This is a genomic window from Amycolatopsis vancoresmycina (assembly GCF_000716785.1).
Taxonomy (GTDB): Bacteria; Actinomycetota; Actinomycetes; order Mycobacteriales; family Pseudonocardiaceae; genus Amycolatopsis; species Amycolatopsis vancoresmycina.
Map to the genome: position 1 here is coordinate 278,255 of NZ_JNYY01000016.1, position 18,697 is coordinate 296,951.

Below are 18,697 nucleotides of genomic sequence, written 5' to 3' on the forward strand. Positions count from 1 at the left end.
CCAGCTAAGTACCGGTAGTTCTCCGTAAACATCAGCCGTTCGAGTGACAAAGGACGGATAATTTCCCGAATACGCCGGATGACGTAGGCCGTTCAGCGCAGCGGTGAACCGGTCACCGGACACGCACCGGACAAATGATCGTCCCACCGCCCTCCGCAAGGGGCGACCACGGACTGGGAAGTCCACAAGCAACACGCCGCCGCGTGCAACCGGCGGGGGCGCAGGGAAAATCCGTTACGGCGCCGTCAGAGGACGAACGAATCCGACCACGGCTGCGCAGCGCGCCCGGACAACGCGTCCAGCAACGTCACCGCCTGCTTGTCCGTCAGCGACGCCACGAAGTCGACCACCGCCCGGCCGCGCGCGAGCCCGCGCACCGCGTCCGCGCCCGTCACCGGCTCGCCCGTCGCGCCCACGAGCAGCTCCGGTGCCGTGCGCGCCAGCCCCGCGTACTCCGCGCGCGCCAGCTCGACCAGGTCGTGCAGCCGGCGCGGCAGGCGGGACACCTCGTCGCGGTCGAGCAGCCACGCGTCGAGCGCGTCGACCAGGCTCGTCACCAGCCCGGCCTGGCCGCGCTGGTGCAGCGCGAGGTCGGGGCGCAGCAGCACGAACCGGCGGTGCACGAACTTGAGCACCTGGACCTCGTGCCACTGGGCGGGGCGCAGCGAGACGTGCCCGGTGCGGGTGGACGGCGAGGCCAGCAGGAACACGCCGTCGACCAAGCGGGCCGTCCAGTTCGCGGAGAACGCCGCCGTCGCCTGCTCCGCCTCGATCGAGCCGTCGAACTCACCGGCCAGCAGGCCGTCCACCAGTTCCGCGCGGACCCGCGCGACGGCGGCGGCGAACGCGTCGTCGTCGACGATCCACGCGTCCTTGGCGTGCATGCGGCGGCGGAGGCGTTCCAGCGAGCGGCCCGGGCGGCGCAGGTCCGCGTGCAGCGTCTCGTCGTCCAGCGCGGCGAGTTCGGCCGCGTGCTCGAGCCACTCCCCCAGCTCCGCCGCGACCGGCGCGTGCTGCAGCACCCCGATGCGGTGGAAGTCCTGCAGGTCGTGGATGGCGTAGGCGATGTCGTCGGCAGTGTCCATCACGGACGCTTCGACCGTCTGCTGCCAGCCTTCGACGCGGCCCGCGAAGGCCGCGCGCGCCTGCTCGAAGTCGTCGAGTTCGGTGGCGTAGGCGGAGAACTTGGCCGCACCGGTGCCAGGCAGGTCACCCGGCTCGGCCGCCCCGCGCGGCGGCACGGCCAGCGCCGACGGGTGCGGGTCGGGGTGGTGCAGCCGCAGCCACGGGTACTTGAGGACGGCGGCGCGCACGGCGGCGGTCAGGTCGAGCCCGATCGCCGACGGCCCGCGCACGTCGGTGGTGGTGATGATCCGGAACGTCTGCGCGTTGCCCTCGAAGCCGTCGGCGAGGCCGAAGCGGTGCCGGGCGATCCGGTCGAGCGTCTGCTCCCCGAGGTGCCCGAACGGCGGGTGCCCGAGGTCGTGGGCGAGCGCGGCGGCCTCGGCGACGTCGGGGTCGCAGCCGCCCAGCTTCTCGGCCAGCCCGGCATCGGGCCCGCTGGTGACCCGCTCGGCGATCGCGCGGGCGACCTGCGCGACCTTGAGGCTGTGGGTGAGCCGGTTGTGCAGCAGCCCGGCCCCGCCGGCGCTGACGACCTGCGTAACGCCGCCGAGCCGCGCGAAGAACGGCGACGCGGCGATCCGGTCGCGGTCGATCCGGAACGGGCTGGTCGCCAGGTCGGTGAACCCGCCGACGTTCGCCACGGGATCGCGCCGCGCGGCCCGCGGGTCGGTCTCCTGCTCCATGCACCCGACCTTATCCCGCAGGTTCCCCCGAACGGCGGGCAGGCGCGTGGGTACCCCACCGGTATGTCCCGACGGATGGTCACCACCCTGGCGGCACTCGCCCTCGCACTGGCCGCGTGCGGCGCCCCGCCCGCCACACCCGGCACGACGACGACCTCGGCTTCGACCGGGACCTCGGCCCCGGCGAAGCTCATCAAGATCCCGGACGTCTCCGGCATGAACCACCAGGACGCCCAGAACGCGATGCAGCGAGCCGGGTTTACAACCTGCGCGAGGTCGACGGCACCGGCCAGGGCCGCGCGCTGGTCATCGACCGCAACTGGCGCCAGACGGCCCAGGACCCGCCGCCCGGCACGGAAGTCGCCCCGGACACGGTGATCACCCTGACCGCGGTCAAGTACACCGACCACTGACCCCGTGTCGCCCCTCCAATCACACGTGATGCCCGCCCAATCACGCGTGATGCCCCTCGGCGCACGCCGGATGGCTGTCCGGCTTCGTGCGACGAGGGGCCACATTCGTGATCAGAGAGGCATCGCGCGTGATGGGAGGGGCATCACTCGTGATCAGGGGGTCGGCACGCGGGTCAGGACTCCGGCGGGGTCGTGTACGCCTTCAGCGTGCGGTCGGCCGCCGCGCGGGCCTGGGCCGGGTCCGCGCCCGCCGCGACGTCGGCCTCGTACCAGGCGTCGTTCGACGCCGTCATGAAGCGGATGCCCTCGGGTGACATCATCCAGGCCATCGCCGCCTCCGGGTCGACGGCCGTGCCCGGCGCTGACAGGTGCAGGACCAGGCCGACCAGGGCGCTGTCCCAGCCGATGCCCACCGCGCCCGGGCCGAACTCCTCCCAGCGGTCGTCGACGTGCGCCACGTGCTCCAGCTCGAACCGGGTCCCCGACCCCTCCGGCGTCAGCCGGACCTCGATCCAGCTGACGTTGCCGCCGAACTCCCACGTCGCGGCGAAGCTGTTCGGCGGGTCGCAGCGCTCGACCGTGCCGCCGGCGTTGCCCTCCAGCTGGTACTTCCCGCCGACCTTCAGCTCGCCCCTGACCGGCAGGAACCAGCGCGGGATGCGCTCGGGATTCGTGCAGGCGTCCCACAGGTCGGCGACGTCGGTGTCGTAGACCTGGCTGATCGTGAGGACGCGGGCCTCCTTCCCCTCGAGCACCCGGTCGCCGAGCGTCCGGCGGACGGCGCTGATCTGGTGGCTGACGTCGATCACGAACCTTCTCCTTCGGTGAGGCGCCGGGCACGTTTGCCGCGGGCGATTTCGGTGGCCAGCGCGTCCAGCGGCGGTGTCCAGTACCGGCGGAACCGGTCGAGCCAGCCGTCGATGTCCCGCAACGGTGCGTGACCGACCGCGTACAGCCGTCTCGTCCCGTCCTGGCGGACGACGGCGAAGCCGTTCTCCCGCAACACCTTCAGGTGCTGGGAGACGGCCGGCTGCGAGATGCCGAACTCGGCCCGGATCACCTCGGTCACCGCGCCGGCGGCCCGCTCGCCGTCGGCCAGCAGCTCGAGGATCCGGCGGCGGACCGGGTCGCCGAGGACGTCGAACGCGTGCACCCGGCGAAGCTACAATAGCCCACTTATATAAGTCAAGAGTGAAACAGCTACTCCGATCTGAGGAAACCGGGTGCCGCCCCGATGAACATCAGTCGACATCGGTTCCGCTTCGCCGCGCGACCCGCGACGATCGGCCCGTGAAGTCGCCACGCGCGGTCCGCTTCGCCTTCCAGCCGCTGTACAGCCTCCACACCGGAGGCGTCGTGGCGCACGAAGCGCTGGCCAGGCCCGGCCACGGAACGGTCCCCGAACTCCTCACCCAGGCGCGCCGGGAAGGCCGGCTCGCCGAAGCCGACCTCGGGCTGGCGGTCGCCGCCGTCCGGCAGGACGCCGAAAACCCGACGTCACTCCCCCTGCACCTGAACCTCTCCGCCCGCACCCTCGCGGCGCCGCAGGCGATGTACGACGACCTCCTGGCCGAACTCGGCGACGCGGGCCGCCGCACCCGTGACGTCGTCCTGGAGATCGGGCCGCCGTTCGCGCCGCTGCCCGCCGGCCGCGCGCTCGCCGGCATGCGGGCGCTCACCGAACTCGGCTTCCGGCTGGCCCTCGACGGCCTCGGCCGCGGCGACCTGCCGCTGGCCCTGCTCGTCGAAGCGCCGATCGACCTGGTGAAGCTCGACCGCACGGTGCTGCACGGGCTGCCGGACGACCCGGCCGCGGTCGCCGTGGTCGAGGCGCTGCTGCACTACACCAACCGCACCGGCACCCGGCTGGTCGCGACCGGGCTGGAGACCGACGCGCAGCTCGACGCGGTCCGCGACCTCGGCGTCCGGATCGCGCAGGGCAACCTGCTGGCCCCGCCGACGGCCGCCGGCCCGGCCCCGGCGCTGCTCACCCGCGGCCGCCGGACGCACGGCCCGGGCGCGCCGGCACCGTGCGTCGGCGACTTCCTCCGCCCGGCGACGACGTTGCCGGAAACGGCGACCTGCGACGAGGTCCGCGAGGTGCTGGCGGCGGCCGACGCGCCGAGCGGCGTGGTCGGGGTGGACGAGCTGAACCGGCCGCGCTGGTCGGTGGACCGGACGCGGTTCCTGGTGGCGGTCACCGGCCCGTACGGGCACGCGCTGCACGCGAAGCGCCCGGCGGCCCGGCTCGCGGACACCCCGCACACGATCGAGGCCCGCGCGGGCGCGATGGAGTTCCTCGAGCTGGTCACCGACGCCGACTGGGGCCGCACCGGCGACGACGTGGTCGTGGTCGACGAGCTCGGCCGCTGCCTGGGCGTGGTGCTGGTGACCGAGGTGGTCCGCGGCGTGGCGGAGGCGAAGGTCGAGGCGGCGGCGGCGCTGAACCCGCTGACCCGGTTGCCGGGCAGCGACACGATCGCCCGCGACGTGGCCCGCCGCATCACGATCGGCGAGCCGTTCGTGGCGGCCTGGCTGGACATCGACAGCTTCAAGGAGGTCAACGACACGGCCGGCTTCGCGGCGGGCGACAACCTGATCCGCGAGCTGGGCGCGGCGCTGACGGACCTGTCCGGCGGCCTCCGCCGGATGCGGGTGAGCCACGTCGGCGGCGACGACTTCCTGGTGGTTTGCGACGTCGACGAGATCGCGACGGTGGCGGGCGCGCTGCTGGACCGCGGGTGGTCGGCGGAGGGCCTGCCGGTGACGGTGTCGCTGGCGACGCTGGTCTGCGCGAGCGGCGCGATCGGTTCGTACCAGGAGGTTTCTCGGCTGCTGGCGCCGCTGAAGAAGCGCGCGAAGGCGGTGCCGGGGTCGAGCTGGGTGCTGAGCCGCCCGGGTTCGGACCGGGTGGAAGTGCTGCGCGGCATCGGAACCCGCGGTTTACAGGCGGCCGCCGGCTGACCAGCCGAGGGTGAGCTGCGCCGGGATCGCCGCGGCCGCCCAGGCCACGTACTCCTCGTGCGCCCAGCCGCACACCGTCGTCAGGTGGTCGTACGCCTCGTGTGACGTGATCAGGCCGATCGCGTCGGCGAGCCGTCCCGCCGATCCGCCTTCCGGCGCCAGGCCCGCCGCCGAGAGGCGGTGCACGATCTCCGCCCGGCGGGCCACCGCCAGCTCCGCCCGGACCGCCGCCACCTCCGCGTCCGCCGCGGCCGCCGTCGTGAACGCGCGCCAGATCGGCAGGGACCGGCGCACCCCCGCGGCCACGTTCGACACCACCGACGGCAGGTCCGCCGGGCCGGCCGGGCCCGCCAGCGCGTCCAGGTCCATCGCGTCCGGGTCGCCCGCGAAACCGTCGCGGAACGCGGCGAGCAGCAGCTGCGGCTTGCGGCCCGTCTGCGTCACCGTCTCCAGGCTCACCCCGGCCTCGGCCGCGATCTGCCGCATGCTCGTGCCCGCGTAGCCGCGCGCAGCGAACAGCTTTCCCGCCGTCGCCACCACATGGGCCCGCGTCCGGCGCGCCCGGGCTTCGCGCACCGATGATGCGTAACGGCGTCGCGCGCCTTCGGGTATCGTCATCAATTGGATGGTACAACGTATCGCTCAAAGGGGGAACCATGAGCCGCGTCCTCGTCTGCGTCCAGCCCGCCCGCGGCCACGCCGGGCCGGCCAAACCGATCGTCGAAGCCCTAGTCGCCGCCGGGCACGAAGGCTTCGTCGTCACCGGCGCGCGTTACCGGGAGGCGTTCGAAAAGCTGGGCGCCACCGTCGCCCTCCTGCCGCCGGAGGCCGACTTCGACGAGACCGACCTGAACGGCAGCGTCCCCGGCCGCGCCGGGAAACGCGGCCTCGGGCTCGCCCGCTTCGAACTGGCGAACTTCGTCCGCGCGATGCCGCACCAGCTGAGCGTCATCGACCGGCAGCAGGCCGACGTCATCCTGTGCGACCCGCTGATGATGGCCGGGCTGGCCCTGGTCCGCCGCGAACGGCGGCCGCGCCTGCTGACGCTCGGGTTCCTGCCGTTCCTGCCGCCGGTGCCGACCGGCCCGCCCGGCCGGTTCCGGGGCCTGACGCTCAAGGCGCTCGCGCCGCTGGTGACCGGGCCGGCGCAGAAACTGGCGGCGGACCTGCTCGGCGGCGACCCGGGCCTGCTGTTCACGGACTGGCCGCTGCACAGCGACGGCGTGCTCCAGCTGACCTGCCCCGGCTTCGAGTACCCGCGCCCGGGCGCTCCCCTGCACTTCATCGGGCCGACGACGGTCAGCGCGGCGAGCGAGCACCCGCTGCCGCCGTGGTGGGGCGACCTGGACGGCGGCCGGCCGGTCGTGCACGTGACCCAGGGGACGGTGGCGAACGACGACCTCGGCCGGCTCGTCGAGCCCACCATCGACGCCCTGGCCGGCGAAGACGTCCTGGTCGTCGCGACGACGTGCGGCACGCCGCTGCGGCCCGGGCCGCTGCCGGAGAACGCGCGGGTGGCGGACTTCCTGCCCTACGACGAGCTGCTCCCCCGCTGCGCCGCCATGGTCAGCAACGGCGGCTACGGCGGCGTCAACCACGCCCTCCGCTACGGCGTGCCGCTGGTCGTGGTCGGGGCCAGCGAAGACAAGCGCGAAGTCGCCGCCCGGGTCGCCTGGTCCGGAGCCGGGATCGGCCGCGCTCGCGCCTCGGCTTCACCGCGGACGCTGCGGCGGGCCGTCCGCACGGTCCTCGACGACCCGCGCTACCGCACCCGCGCCCAGGAGCTGGCCGCGGAAATGGCCGCGGGCCCGACGATGGCCGAAGTGGTCAAGCTCATCACCGAGCCCTCCCGCGGCTTGTCGTGAGTGGTAAGGCGAGTTAGAACTCGCCTTACCCTGTCTCTTATACACATCTGACGCTGCCGACGATCTACTCTGTTTCCAGTCCGAAGTGGTTGTACACAGTGGACACTGTGCCGATCGGGTCCGCGACGAAATCCTCGTACTGCACGTCGAAGAACTGCGCCGGGTCGTGCCGCGCGCGGGCCCAGCCGAACTCGTCGGCGCCGCGTGCCCACAGGTCGAGCTGCCCGCGCCCGATCACCTCGCCGCGGAACTTCGACGACCAGCCGTCCGCGGCCTTCTCGGCGAGGCTGCACATCGACGCCATGATCGTGCGCGGCGACCGGTGCGTCTGGATCACCAGCGCGTCCGGGTAGTTCGCCATCAGCGCGTCCAGCGCGAACAGGTGGCTCGGGTTCTTCAGCACCCACCGCTTGCCCGCGTCGGGAAGCCCGATCAGCTGCAGGTTGCGCTTGTGCCGGGCGTAGGCGTCCGTCCAGTCCTGTTTGGCCAGCCAGCGCGAGTACCGCGGCAGGTACGCCAGGCACTCGAAGGACACCGACCGCATCGACTGGCGCAGCAGCTGCCAGCACTCCTCCACCTGGTCGGCGGACATGTGGTGTACGCCCATGAACTCCGGGTGCTCGACGTGGTGGCGTTCGTAGCCGGCCTGAATCCCCTGGAAGATCGGGTTGTCCGCCCACGTCTCCCGCGGCGGCCGCGGCTGCGGGACCTCGGCGAGCCACACCTCCAGACCCTGGTGCGCCGGGTCCTCGGCGAGCAGCCGGTGCAACGCGGTGGTACCCGTGCGGGGCAGCCCGGTGACGAAGATCGGCCGCTCGACGCGGACGTCCGCGTACGCCGGGTGCTGCTTCCACGACGCCTCGCTCAGCAGCCGCGCCACCAGGGCGCCGCGCAGGAACGCCCGGTGCACCTTGTTGCCGTAGGGCGTCAGCTCCTCGTCCGCCTCGTACGACTCCAGCAGCACGCGCAGGCCCTCCGCGTACTCGTCCGCGCCGAAGTCGGCGAGCCCGGTGAGCTTCGACGCCGAGGCGTGCAGGTCGTCGAAGGTGCCGACGTCTTCCCGGCCGGGGCGCATGGATCCTCCTAGTGGTGGTACTCGCCGCCGTTGACGTCGAGGCACTGCCCGGTGATCGCGCGGGCCATCGGCGAGGCGAGGAACACCACGGCGTCGGCGATCTCGTCGGGCTCCGGCAGTTTGCGTAGGTCTATTGTGGACGCCGTCTCGGTGTAGACGTCTTCGGGCGTGATGCCGCGTTCCTTGGCCAGGTATGCGAAGTACCACTGGAGGTTCGGCCCCCAGATGTACCCGGGCGCCACGGTGTTGACGCGCACCCCGTCCGGCCCGAACTCGCTGGCGAGGCTCTGGGACAGCGACAGCAGCGCCGACTTCGCCATCTTGTAGGCCCCGAACGTCCGCCGCGAGTGCCGCAGCACGGCGGAGTTGATCATCACCAGCGAGCCCTTGCTCTCCTTGAGCGCGGGCAGGAACAGCCGGGTCAGCCGCAGCACGGAGATCGCCGCGGTCTCGAAGCCCGCACGGACCGCGTCGAGGTCCACAGTGGCCAGATCGGTCAGCGGCGGGACGGCGAAGGCGTTGTGCACCACCGCGTCCACCCGGCCGAACGCCTTGACCGCCTCGGTCACCAGGTTCGCCGCGGAGTCGGCGTCGTCGATGTCGGTGCGGACCGCGACCGCCCGGCGCCCGAGGTCGGTCACCTCCTTCGCCACCTCGGTGAGCCGCGACTCGGTGCGGGCGGCGAGCACGACGTCCGCGCCGGCCAGCGCGCTGCGCACGGCGATCGACCGGCCGAGCCCGGGCCCGATCCCCGAGACGACGACCACCTTGTCCTGCAGCAGGTTGTCCACGCTCACCCCAGCATCCGGGCGGCGACGGCGTCCTGCCGGGCCGCGATCCTCGCCGCCCACTGCTCCGGCGTCACCCGCGCATCGGCGTGGTACGGCAGCCGGTCGGGCAGTTCGTCGGTCTTGACCACTTCGACGACCGGGCCGTCGCCGGGGCCGAGGTCGCGCGCGAGCCGCTGCCAGCGGATCTGCACGTACCCCCGGTCGTGGCCGGTCAGTTCGAGCCAGTTCGCCAGTCCGGGATCGCGTTCGGCGATCACGAACCGGATCCTGCCGTCGGGATCGACGCGGGCCTGGTCGGCGGTGAGGCTCGTCTGGTGGTTGATGTAGTCGAGCGAGACGTACCAGAGGCTGCCGAGCTGGATGCCCTGGTAGGGCGCGTCCGCGCAGCGCGGCACGGTGACGATCATCGCCTCTTCGGGGCCGAGCTCGTAGTGCCCGGCCGAGGAGAACTGCGTCGTGAGCCCGCCCGGCGTCGAGCGCGGCTCGGTCAGCGTGTTCACCGGCAGGTCGTAGTAGAACCACTTCGGGAAGGCCAGGAACGTCTTCAGCCGGCTCAGCAGGATCTTGCCGGTGACGCCGTAGCGCTTGGCCAGCGCGGCGCGGTCCGGCACCGGCGGCGCCTGGCCCGCCGTGTCGACGCACCGGATGCGGATCTCACCCCGGCGTTCGGTGGCCCAGTCGCTGTAGACCTCGCGGACGACGAGCATCGACGAGCCCGCGCCGAGCGTGAAGTAGTTCGGCCCCGGGTTCTCGCGGGCCGGGCCGAAGCGCAGCTCGAACCGGCCGTCCGGGCCGATCTCGATCTTCCGGTCGTCGAACGCGGCGAGGCTGTCGGGCACCTCCACCGGCGAGTAGTCGCCGTTGAGGACCTGGAAGCTCAGGTCGGCGGTGGTGCCGCGGACCCCGGTGACCAGGTACTCGCGGTCGTCGCGGATGTTCGCGTTGAAGTACAGCGTGTCCGGGTTGTCCAGGCCCATCTTCGTGTAGGGCCCGGTGGACGCGGTGAAGTACGGGAAGTCGCGCTGGTAGGCCCACGCCATCTGCAGCGACGCCCGGATGCTGCCGGCGAGGTAGTCGTAGCCCTCGAGGAGGTCCTGCTCGGTCCGCACGTGCGGGGCTTCGGCGATCAGCTTCTCGGCCTCGGCGATGGCGTCGGCGAACGGCCGGGTCAACGAGAACTCGTTCTCGATCATGCCGGAACGGCCCAGCGGTTCGCGAGCAGCCGGTAGCCGGGGAGCGCGTCCCACGACTGCATCGACTCGTAGGTGCGGACGTACCCGATGTGGGACATCCGCCAGACGCCGTCGTGGTCGCGGCGGTAGGTGTCCTCGTAGAACGCGGCGCCTTCGATGATCACCTTGTGGTCGGGCACGATGACCTTGTCGGTGAACGACCACCGCCCGGTCGCGGTGTCGCCGTCGACGTCGATCTCGGGCTGACCTGCGTGGTGCACCGTGATGATGCCGTTGCCGAGGCTCTGGGTGAGGAATCCGACGATGGCGTCGCGGCCTTCGAACTGCTTCCCGTCGCCCCCCACGGCGTGCGTCCCGTAGTTCGCGGTGGCGTCGGCGGTGAAGGTGCCGGCCACCTCGTCCCAGAGTTTCAGGTCCACCCCGCGCAGGTACCGGTACTTCAGCCGCTTGATCTCTTCGAGTACGACCAGGTCCATGCCACTAGCGTCCCGCACCGCTTGACCGATGACAAGAACATGTTCTACTTTTTTCCGGTGTCCGTGACCTCGTACGAGCTCTCGCACCTGGCCGCGCTCGAAGCGGAGGCCGTGCACGTCTTCCGCGAGGTCGCGGCGACCTTCGAGCGCCCGGTCCTGCTGTTCTCCGGCGGCAAGGACTCGGTGGTGATGCTGCACGCCGCCGCGAAGGCGTTCTGGCCCGCTCCCCTGCCGTTCCCCGTGCTGCACGTCGACACCGGGCACAACTTCGACGAGGTCATCCGGTTCCGCGACGAGACCGTCGCCGCCCTAGGCCTGCGCCTGGAGGTGGCCAGCGTGCAGGACGACATCGACGCCGGCCGCGTCGTCGAGGAGACCGGGCCGCGGGCCAGCCGCAACCGGCTGCAGACGGTGACGCTGCTGCGGGCGATCCGCGAGGGCGGGTTCGACGCCGTGTTCGGCGGCGCCCGCCGCGACGAGGAGAAGGCCCGCGCCAAGGAGCGCGTGTTCAGCTTCCGCGACGAGCACGGCCAGTGGGACCCGCGGGCGCAGCGCCCGGAGTTGTGGAACCTCTACAACGGGCGGCACCGGCGCGGCGAGCACATCCGCGTCTTCCCGCTGTCGAACTGGACCGAGCTGGACGTCTGGCAGTACATCCGGGACGAGCGGATCGCGCTGCCGCCGCTGTACTACGCGCACCGGCGCCCGGTGGTCCAGCGCGACGGCATGCTGCTCGCGGCCACCCGCTTCCTGTCCCTTGTGGACGGCGAGACGCCGTACGAGGCGACCGTGCGCTTCCGGACCGTCGGCGACGCCACCTGCACCGGCTGCGTCGAATCCTCCGCGTCGACACCGTCCGAAGTGGTCGCCGAGGTGGCGGCCACCCGGGTCACCGAACGCGGGGCCACGCGCGCCGACGACCGGATTTCCGAGGCGGGCATGGAAGACCGCAAGCGAGAGGGTTACTTCTGATGCAGCTGCTGCGGATCGCCACCGCCGGGAGCGTGGACGACGGCAAGTCCACCTTGATCGGCCGGCTGCTGTTCGACTCGAAGGCGATCTTCACCGACCAGCTCGCCGCCGTCGAGCGCGCCAGCCGGGACCGCGGCGAGGACTACCCCGACCTCGCGCTGCTCACCGACGGCCTGCGCGCCGAGCGCGAGCAGGGCATCACCATCGACGTCGCCCACCGCTACTTCGCCACGCCCAAGCGGAAGTTCATCATCGCGGACACGCCGGGACACCTGCAGTACACGCGGAACATGGTGACCGGCGCGTCCACCGCCGACCTGGCGCTGATCCTGGTCGACGCGCGCAAGGGCGTGCTGGAGCAGTCGCGGCGGCACGCGTTCCTGGCGTCGCTGCTCGGGATCGGGCACCTCGTGGTCTGCGTGAACAAGATGGACCTCGTCGGGTGGTCGCAGGAGCGGTTCGACGAGATCCGCGAGGACTTCCGCCGGTTCGCGATGAAGCTCGACGTCGCCGACCTGACGTTCGTCCCGGTTTCGGCGCTGCACGGCGACAACGTCGTCCACCGCAGTACCAGCATGCCCTGGTACGAAGGCACTTCGTTGCTGCACCAGCTCGAAGAAGTGCACGTCGCCTCCGACCGAAACCTGATCGACGCGCGGTTCCCGGTGCAGTACGTCATCCGCCGGTCCGACTTCCGCGGCTACGCGGGCACCATCGCGGGCGGGGTGTTCAAGCCGGGTGACGAGGTCGTGGCGCTGCCGTCCGGGTTCACGTCGAAGGTGCTCGCGGTCTGGGGCCCGGGCGGGCAACCCCTGGAAGAGGCGTTCACCGGACAGGCGGTGGCGGTCGAGCTGGCCGACGACCTCGACCTCGGCCGCGGGGCCATGCTGTGCCGCCCGGGCAACCGCGCGGAATCGGCCCGCGAGGTCGACGCCCTGGTCTGCTGGTTCTCCGAGCGCGCGGCCCTGACGCCGGGCGCGACCTACGCGGTGCGGCACACGACCACCGAGACGCGGGGCACGGTGGAGAAGCTGGAGTACCGCCTCGACGTCACCACCCTGCACCGCGACGAGACGGCGGAGGCGTTGCGGCTCAACGACATCGGCCGCATCCGGCTGCGGACGCGCAGCGCACTGCTGTTCGACCCGTACCGCCGCAACCGCGCCACCGGCGGCTTCCTGCTGGTCGACGAGCACACCGGCGACACGGTCGCGGCGGGCATGATCACCGGCGCGGTCGCCTCCCCGGTGGTCTGGCACACGGCGGCGGTGCGGCGCGAGGACCGCCCGACCCGCGGCGCGACGGTGTGGCTCACCGGGCTGTCGGCGTCGGGCAAGTCGTCGGTGGCGGTCGAGCTGGAGCGCCGCCTGGTCGCGGCGGGCCGCCCGGCGTACCTCCTCGACGGCGACAACCTGCGGCACGGGCTCAACGCCGGGCTGGGGTTCAGCCCGGAAGACCGGGCGGAGAACGTCCGGCGGGTGGCGGAGGTGGCGCGGCTGTTCGCGGACGCGGGCGTGGTGGCGATCGCGTCGCTGATCAGCCCCTATGCGGCGGACCGCGCCTCGGCTCGCGCCATCCACGACGGGCTGCCGTTCGTGGAGGTCTTCGTCGACACGCCCCTGGAGGTGTGCGAAGCCCGCGACCCGAAGGGGATGTACGCGAAGGCCCGCGCCGGGGAGATCACCGGCTTCACGGGCATCGACGCGCCTTACGAGCGTCCGTCGTCGCCGGATCTGGTGCTGCGCCCGGGCGACGGCGACCCGGCGGCGATGGCCGCGGCGATCCAGGCGCTGCTCGACGAGCTCGGCTGAAACCCGCTTGCCCGCGCACCTTAGGGTGGGCCTCATGACGACGGTCAGGAAGGTCCAGATCACCTTCGACTGCGCGGAGCCCGAGCGCGTCGCCCGGTTCTGGAGCGAGGTGCTGGGGTACGAACTGCACAGCTCGGGGCTGGCCTGCAGCGACCCCACGGGCGTGGGGCCCCGCCTGTACTTCCAGCGCGTACCGGAAGGCAAGGTCGTGAAGAACCGCGTGCACCTCGACGTCCGGGTCGGCACGGGCCTCGTCGGCGAAGCGCGGCTCGCGGCGCTCGAGGCCGAGTGCGCCCGGCTGGAGAAACTCGGCGCGGTCCGCGGGCAGCTCCTGCTCGCCGACGAGGAAAACGAGTCGTGCCAGAACATGCAGGACGTCGAGGGCAACGAGTTCTGCCTGGACTGACTCCTACTCCGCCGCCAGGACGAAGAACAGGAAGCTCGGGAAGGTGTCGAGGATTTCGAAGTCGCCTGGGAACAGCTCCCGGGCGGCCGGCACCGGGTGCGGCTCGCTGATCACCGCGATCCGGAACCCCGCCGCGGTGAAGGCGTCGGTCATCGCGTGCAGCGGCTTGTTCCAGAACGTCATGCGCGCCTTGCTGCCGTGCAGTTCGAACTCGTCGGTCCAGGTGTACCGCTCGAAGTAGTCCGGGCGGGGCCCTTCGGCGCGGTGCGTCAGGTTGACCATCATCGGGTGGTTGACCGACGCGATGAGCCGGCCGCCGGGCTTCAGGACGCGCCGCACCTCGGCCAGCGTCGGCGTCCAGTCCCGCAGGTAGTGCAGCACCAGGGACGCCACGACGTCGTCGAACTCCGCGTCGCCGAAGGGCAGCGGCTCGGCCAGGTCGGCGACCCGCAGGTCCGCGCCGTCGCCGAGGCGCCGCCGGGCGTGCGCCAGCATGCCCGCGCTCTGGTCGATCCCGGTGACGGCGGCGCCCCGCTCCCGCAGGGCCGCGAACAGCGGGCCCGAGCCGCAGCCGGCGTCCAGGATCCGCCGTCCGGCCACGTCCCCGGCCAGCGCCAGGGCCGCGGGCCGCTCGTAGTAGGCGTTCATCAGGCTGTCTTCGTTCTCGGCCGTGTACGCCTCGGCGAAGTCGTCGTATGCGGCAGTCATGCGGTCCATCCTGCCCGAATCAGCCGGACGGCGTCACGAAGCCGGAATCGTACGCCCGGACCACCGCCTGGGTCCGGTCGCGCGCCCCGAGTTTCGCCAGCACGTTGCCGACGTGCGTCTTCACCGTCTGGACACCCAGGTACAGCTCGCCCGCGATCTCCACATTGGACAGTCCGGCGGCCATCAGCCGCAGCACTTCGCGCTCGCGCTCGGTCAGCCCGGCCGACGCCAGGCCGTCGCCGGCCGGGGCGGGCGCGTGCTGGGCGGCCAGGCGGCGGATCGCGGCCGGGAACAGCAGCGACTCACCAGCCACGACCGTCCGGATCGCCGCGACGATCTCCTCCGGCCGGGCCCGCTTGAGCAGGAACCCGCTCGCGCCGGCGACGAGGGCGTCGTAGACGTAGTCGTCGTTCTCGAAGGTGGTCACCACGATCACCTTCGGCGGCTCGTCCACAGTGGACATCAGGTGCGTGGTGGCGCGGATCCCGTCCACCGCGGGCATCCGCACGTCCATCAGCACGACGTCCGGGCGCAGCCGGGCCACCAGCCCGGGCACCTCGGCGCCGTCGGCGGCCTCACCCACGACCTCGAGCCCGGCTTCGCTGTCGACGATCGCGCGCAGCCCGGCGCGGATCAGCGGCTCGTCGTCGACCAGCAGCACGCGCACGCTCATCGCCCGCTCCCCCACGGCACCCGCACCACGACCTCCCACCGCTCCCCCACCGGCCCGGCCGACAGTTCGCCGCCGAGCACCGCCACCCGCTCGGTCATCCCCCGCAGGCCACGGCCGCCGCCGGTCCGGTCCGGCCCGTTGCCCAGCGGGTTGCCGACCCGGGCGGTCAGCTCGTGCGCGCCGACGCCGACGACCACCGTCACCGGGACCCCACCGGCGTGGCGGACCGCGTTGGTCAGGCATTCCTGCAGGATCCGGTACACCTCGCGGGACACCACCGGCGGCACCGCGGCCAGGTCGCCGCCGATGTCGGCGGTGACCTCGGTGCCGGCCAGGCGGGTCGTTTCGAGCAGGGCCGGCAGCGCGGTCAGCGCCGGCTGCGGTGCCCGGCCCGCTGGTTCCTCGCGCAGCAGCCCGAGCACGTGGTCGAGGTCGTCGAGCGCGGTGCGCGCCGACTCCTCGATGGCGGTCAGCGCGCGCTCGGTGAAGGCCGGGTCGGTGTGCAACGTCCGCCGCGCGGCGCCCGCCTGGATCGTCACGACGCTCAGCGCGTGCCCGACCGAGTCGTGCAGCTCCCTGGCCAGGCGGTTGCGTTCGGCGAGCTGCTCGGTCCGCCGTTCGAGCCGGGCGATCCGGTCGGCGGCGGTCGTCCCGAGCAGGACGGTCGCGGCCCGGCGCAGCAGCCCGCCGACCACCCGCACGGCGTACACGAGCAGCACCAGGCCGCACAGGAAGGCGACCGGCAGCCACACCGACGCCCAGCCGGTCGGCACGGTGACCTGGTCGCCTTCGCCTGTCTGGAACAGGTGGCCGGTGAAGACGGCGCTGACCGACAGCCCGATCGCGACCGGCGCGGCGAGGCTGAAGAAGCTGACGGCGCACCCGGCGACGACGTGCAGCACGAACATCGCCGCGGCGCGCCGCCGCCCCGGCCGGGTGGGCGGTTTGGCGGGCGCGTCCGGCACCGGGTCGTCGAGCAGCTCGCGGACCGCGGTCGACTCCAGCACGTGAACCGCGGGCAGGAACGCCGTCCCGGCGAGGATGGTGAGGGTCAGCAGGCCGCCGACGACGGTGGCCCGCCCGAGGGTGGTGACGAAGGGCAGCAGCGACGGCACGGCGACGGCGGCGAACAGGATGTAGGGCACGCTGATGGCGCCGCCGAGGACGAGGTAGACCCAGCGGCGGTAGGTCGCCTTGCTCGTCAGGATGCGCACCGGCCGATCTTCGCAGCCCGGCACCCCGGCGCGCCTCCCTCCCGCGGTGGAGCCGGATCAGTCCCCGGATTCGGCCGGGGTGACCACGGTGCGGCGGAAGTGGGTGAAGATGACCGACGTCCGGACGTCGACGATCTCGCGGCGCTGGGTCAGCCGGTCGAGCACGAACCCGCTCAGCTGGTCGTTGTCGGCGACGGCGATGTGCAGCAGGAAGTCGTCGCTGCCGGACATGACGAAGACCGACAGCACCTCGGGCAGGCCCTCGACGAAGGCCCGGAAGGATTCGATGACGGCCCGGTCGGGCGGCCGCAGCCGCACGGCGACCATCGCCTGCACGGGCCGGCCGATCTTCTTCAGGTCGACGTCGACGGTGTGCCCCCGCACGACCCCGCGCCGGGTCAGGTCCCGCACGCGTTCGAGGCAGGTCGACTGCGCGATGTGCAGCCGGCGGGCAAGTTCCTTGTTGGTCTGCTTGGCGTCCTCCTGGAGGAGGGTCAGCAGCGCCGTGTCAAGTTCGTCCATCGCGCTCCTGCTCCCGGGCGTCGGCTCGTATTATTCGCCTTTTTGGCTTGATTGCCGAATCTAGCACGGCTTTACCCGGAAGGTTCCTGTTCGCTGGCTACCTTCAGCGGCATGATCACCGATTCCCCGCGCACTCGCCTCGCGGTGCCCGCGGTCCTGGGCGCCGCGCTGATCTGGAGCAGTTCGTTCGCGGTCACCAAGGTGGCGCTGGCGGAGGTCCCGCCGATGACGCTGGGCGCGCTGCGGTTCACCCTGGCGGCGGCGATCCTCGGCGTGGCGGTGCACGCGGGTCCGGGCCGGCAGCGCCTGCCGACGCTCCGGCAACGCGGGTTCATCGGCTTGACCGGGCTGCTGGGGATCACGGCGTACTTCGCGCTGGAGAACGTGGGCGTCGACCTGGCGACGGCGTCGGACGCCACGCTGATCGTGGCGTCCTACCCGATCGTGACGCTGGCGTTGTCGGGCCGCACGGCGTTTTCCGCGGTCCGGCTGACGGGCATGCTGGTGGCGATCGCGGGAGTCTGGCTGGTGGTCGGCGACCGGGACAGCGGACATTCCCTGTGGGGCGACGTGCTGTTGATCGCGGGCGGCGTGGTCTGGGCGGCGTACAACATCCTGGCCCGGCGGGACGGCTCGGGCGCGTCGCCGATCGTGGTGACGTACTACCAGACCCTCGCGGGGGCGGCCGGGTTCGTCCTGCTGTCACTGTCCGAAGTGGACCAGTGGGGTGTACCGAGTGGAGGGACCTGGCTGCGGGTCGGGTTCCTGGCGGGGCTCTGCTCGGTGGCGGCGTTCCTGTTGTACAACCACGGGCTTCGCGGGCTGGAGCCGAGCGTGGCGGTGAACCTGCTGAACGTCGTGCCGGTGGCGGGGCTGGGGTGGGCAGTGGTGCTGGCGGGCGAGACGCTGACGGCGACGCAGGTCCTCGGCGGCGCGGTCGTCATCGCCGGGGTGACGCTGAGCCTGCACGGGAAGAAAGCTAACGCTTGAGTTCCATCGCATCCGACAGAGCTTCGGCGTTCTCTCCTGGGAACAACTGCTTGATCCCGGCGATCGCGATGAGCCGGTTGCGCATTTCGGCGTCGCCGAGCAAGTCGAGGACTTCGAGCGCTCGCTGCAGGTTGTCGCTCTCCTTGAGGTTGTCGCCCGCTTTCTCGAACCACGAACTGGCTCGCTTGTCCGCAACATCAGAGCGCTGGTACAGGAGCGCCGCGATCGACGTGTTCACGACACCGGCCACGCCGGAGACGATCGACGCGTCCAAGCTGGCGAAGTACGCCATGACCGCACCCGCCAGAATGGTCGCGAAGCCCATCGCGCCGAGCACGAGACTGAACCAGAACGCGATCTTCGACCGGCTCAGCGCCTCATCGGCATAACGGGTATACCGGTTCACGTCACGAGAGGCTGCATCTACGGCGTTCGCGACGATTTCCGCCGCCACACTCTTCAGGCGAACCTGCTCGCCCCCTGGCGGGCCGGGCAATCCTCCGGCCCCATCGGGAACCTGCTGATGACGCTCGTCCGCAGCGGAAACGCGCTCCGACGTCCAGCGTTCCGCGTTTTCCTTCGCTTCCGAGACCTTGCTCGCGGCCTGCTCGCGTAGTTCGATACCGAGCCGACTCTCCAGGCCACTGTCGCGACTCTGCCGCCGCGCGAAGATGAGCGCCAACAGGAGCCCGACAAGGGGCACCGCCGCAGAGGACAAGAGTGTGGAGTAGCTCATGTCTCTCCTTGGCCGGACTCTCGTTCTGACGACAGTCAGTCGTCAGCGCAGGAAGAGCCGTTACAAGGCAAAGGGGTGGC

At 71.8% G+C, this 18,697-nt stretch carries 20 protein-coding genes; 7 read left to right on the plus strand and 13 right to left on the minus strand.

All coding sequences use genetic code 11. The features are described from left to right. Positions 1–245 precede the first annotated feature (245 nt). Positions 246–1,808: a deoxyguanosinetriphosphate triphosphohydrolase family protein gene (locus OO60_RS32985; RefSeq protein ID WP_003071249.1), complete on the minus strand. Its 1,563-nt coding sequence runs from the start codon at positions 1,806–1,808 to the stop codon at positions 246–248. Between the two features lie 116 nt (positions 1,809–1,924). On the opposite strand from OO60_RS32985, the gene OO60_RS44735 reads away from it, so the two are divergent. Next, positions 1,925–2,221 (plus strand): PASTA domain-containing protein, encoded by a 297-nt coding sequence (locus tag OO60_RS44735; RefSeq protein ID WP_003071252.1) that lies wholly within the window; start codon positions 1,925–1,927, stop codon positions 2,219–2,221. A 173-nt stretch (positions 2,222–2,394) separates the two neighbouring features. Here OO60_RS44735 and OO60_RS32995 read toward each other — a convergent pair whose 3' ends face one another. Together OO60_RS32995 and OO60_RS33000 are read right to left on the minus strand one after the other, a co-directional pair. Next, positions 2,395–3,030 (minus strand): SRPBCC family protein, encoded by a 636-nt coding sequence (locus OO60_RS32995; RefSeq protein ID WP_003071255.1) that lies wholly within the window; start codon positions 3,028–3,030, stop codon positions 2,395–2,397. Next, on the minus strand, positions 3,027–3,374 hold the full coding sequence (locus OO60_RS33000) for an ArsR/SmtB family transcription factor (RefSeq protein ID WP_003071258.1): 348 nt from the start codon (positions 3,372–3,374) through the stop codon (positions 3,027–3,029). The genes OO60_RS32995 and OO60_RS33000 overlap by 4 nt, the downstream gene beginning before the upstream one ends. A 137-nt stretch (positions 3,375–3,511) precedes the next feature. On the opposite strand from OO60_RS33000, the gene OO60_RS33005 reads away from it, so the two are divergent. After that, entirely contained in the window at positions 3,512–5,185 is a 1,674-nt protein-coding gene (locus OO60_RS33005) for a GGDEF domain-containing protein (protein ID WP_033262803.1), read from the plus strand. Here OO60_RS33005 and OO60_RS33010 read toward each other — a convergent pair. Beyond that, positions 5,165–5,803, minus strand: coding sequence for a TetR/AcrR family transcriptional regulator (locus OO60_RS33010; RefSeq protein ID WP_033262804.1), 639 nt, complete (start codon positions 5,801–5,803; stop codon positions 5,165–5,167). The genes OO60_RS33005 and OO60_RS33010 overlap by 21 nt on opposite strands. Positions 5,804–5,841: 38 nt before the next feature. Between OO60_RS33010 and OO60_RS33015 the strand changes: the two genes are divergently transcribed. Then, positions 5,842–7,050 carry a glycosyltransferase gene (locus OO60_RS33015; RefSeq protein ID WP_003071336.1) on the plus strand — a complete coding sequence of 403 codons (1,209 nt, stop codon included), beginning with the start codon at positions 5,842–5,844 and terminating at the stop codon, positions 7,048–7,050. A 64-nt stretch (positions 7,051–7,114) separates the two neighbouring features. On the opposite strand, the gene OO60_RS33020 is transcribed toward OO60_RS33015, so the two are convergent. The 4 genes from OO60_RS33020 to OO60_RS33035 are packed head-to-tail and all read right to left on the minus strand — an operon-like array spanning position 7,115 to position 10,585. Next, positions 7,115–8,125: a sulfotransferase family protein gene (locus OO60_RS33020; RefSeq protein ID WP_280513809.1), complete on the minus strand. Its 1,011-nt coding sequence runs from the start codon at positions 8,123–8,125 to the stop codon at positions 7,115–7,117. Between the two features lie 8 nt (positions 8,126–8,133). Continuing rightward, entirely contained in the window at positions 8,134–8,922 is a 789-nt protein-coding gene (locus tag OO60_RS33025; protein WP_003071342.1) for an SDR family oxidoreductase, read from the minus strand. Next, complete coding sequence (locus OO60_RS33030; protein WP_003071345.1) at positions 8,919–10,109, minus strand: hypothetical protein; 1,191 nt, start codon at positions 10,107–10,109, stop codon at positions 8,919–8,921. The genes OO60_RS33025 and OO60_RS33030 overlap by 4 nt, the downstream gene beginning before the upstream one ends. Then, entirely contained in the window at positions 10,106–10,585 is a 480-nt protein-coding gene (locus tag OO60_RS33035; RefSeq protein WP_003071348.1) for a nuclear transport factor 2 family protein, read from the minus strand. The genes OO60_RS33030 and OO60_RS33035 overlap by 4 nt, the downstream gene beginning before the upstream one ends. Before the next feature lie 39 nt (positions 10,586–10,624). On the opposite strand from OO60_RS33035, the gene cysD reads away from it, so the two are divergent. Genes cysD through OO60_RS33050 form a run of 3 tightly spaced genes read left to right on the plus strand, consistent with a single transcriptional unit; the run spans position 10,625 to position 13,774 of the window. Further along, complete coding sequence (gene cysD / locus OO60_RS33040) at positions 10,625–11,557, plus strand: sulfate adenylyltransferase subunit CysD (protein WP_033262855.1); 933 nt, start codon at positions 10,625–10,627, stop codon at positions 11,555–11,557. Next, a complete protein-coding gene (gene cysC, locus OO60_RS33045; RefSeq protein ID WP_033262805.1) occupies positions 11,557–13,368 on the plus strand; it encodes an adenylyl-sulfate kinase in 1,812 nt (603 codons plus the stop codon). Before cysD ends, cysC begins: the two co-directional genes overlap by 1 nt. 34 nt (positions 13,369–13,402) lie before the next feature. Continuing rightward, positions 13,403–13,774, plus strand: a complete 372-nt coding sequence (locus OO60_RS33050) for a VOC family protein (protein ID WP_003071353.1) — start codon at positions 13,403–13,405, stop codon at positions 13,772–13,774. 3 nt (positions 13,775–13,777) lie between these two features. Here OO60_RS33050 and OO60_RS33055 read toward each other — a convergent pair whose 3' ends face one another. The 4 genes from OO60_RS33055 to OO60_RS33070 are packed head-to-tail and all read right to left on the minus strand — an operon-like array spanning position 13,778 to position 16,891. Beyond that, positions 13,778–14,482 carry a class I SAM-dependent methyltransferase gene (locus tag OO60_RS33055; RefSeq protein ID WP_003071355.1) on the minus strand — a complete coding sequence of 235 codons (705 nt, stop codon included), beginning with the start codon at positions 14,480–14,482 and terminating at the stop codon, positions 13,778–13,780. Positions 14,483–14,501: 19 nt separating this feature from the next. Further along, positions 14,502–15,155 carry a response regulator gene (locus OO60_RS33060; RefSeq protein ID WP_003071356.1) on the minus strand — a complete coding sequence of 218 codons (654 nt, stop codon included), beginning with the start codon at positions 15,153–15,155 and terminating at the stop codon, positions 14,502–14,504. Continuing rightward, positions 15,152–16,369, minus strand: coding sequence for a sensor histidine kinase (locus OO60_RS33065; RefSeq protein WP_003071358.1), 1,218 nt, complete (start codon positions 16,367–16,369; stop codon positions 15,152–15,154). The genes OO60_RS33060 and OO60_RS33065 overlap by 4 nt, the downstream gene beginning before the upstream one ends. 57 nt (positions 16,370–16,426) lie before the next feature. Further along, positions 16,427–16,891: an Lrp/AsnC family transcriptional regulator gene (locus OO60_RS33070; RefSeq protein WP_003071362.1), complete on the minus strand. Its 465-nt coding sequence runs from the start codon at positions 16,889–16,891 to the stop codon at positions 16,427–16,429. Positions 16,892–17,002: 111 nt separating this feature from the next. On the opposite strand from OO60_RS33070, the gene OO60_RS33075 reads away from it, so the two are divergent. After that, a complete protein-coding gene (locus OO60_RS33075) occupies positions 17,003–17,881 on the plus strand; it encodes a DMT family transporter (protein ID WP_003071365.1) in 879 nt (292 codons plus the stop codon). On the opposite strand, the gene OO60_RS33080 is transcribed toward OO60_RS33075, so the two are convergent. Beyond that, positions 17,871–18,617 (minus strand): TRADD-N-associated membrane domain-containing protein, encoded by a 747-nt coding sequence (locus tag OO60_RS33080; RefSeq protein ID WP_003071368.1) that lies wholly within the window; start codon positions 18,615–18,617, stop codon positions 17,871–17,873. The genes OO60_RS33075 and OO60_RS33080 overlap by 11 nt on opposite strands. Between the last annotated feature and the right edge of the window lie 80 nt (positions 18,618–18,697).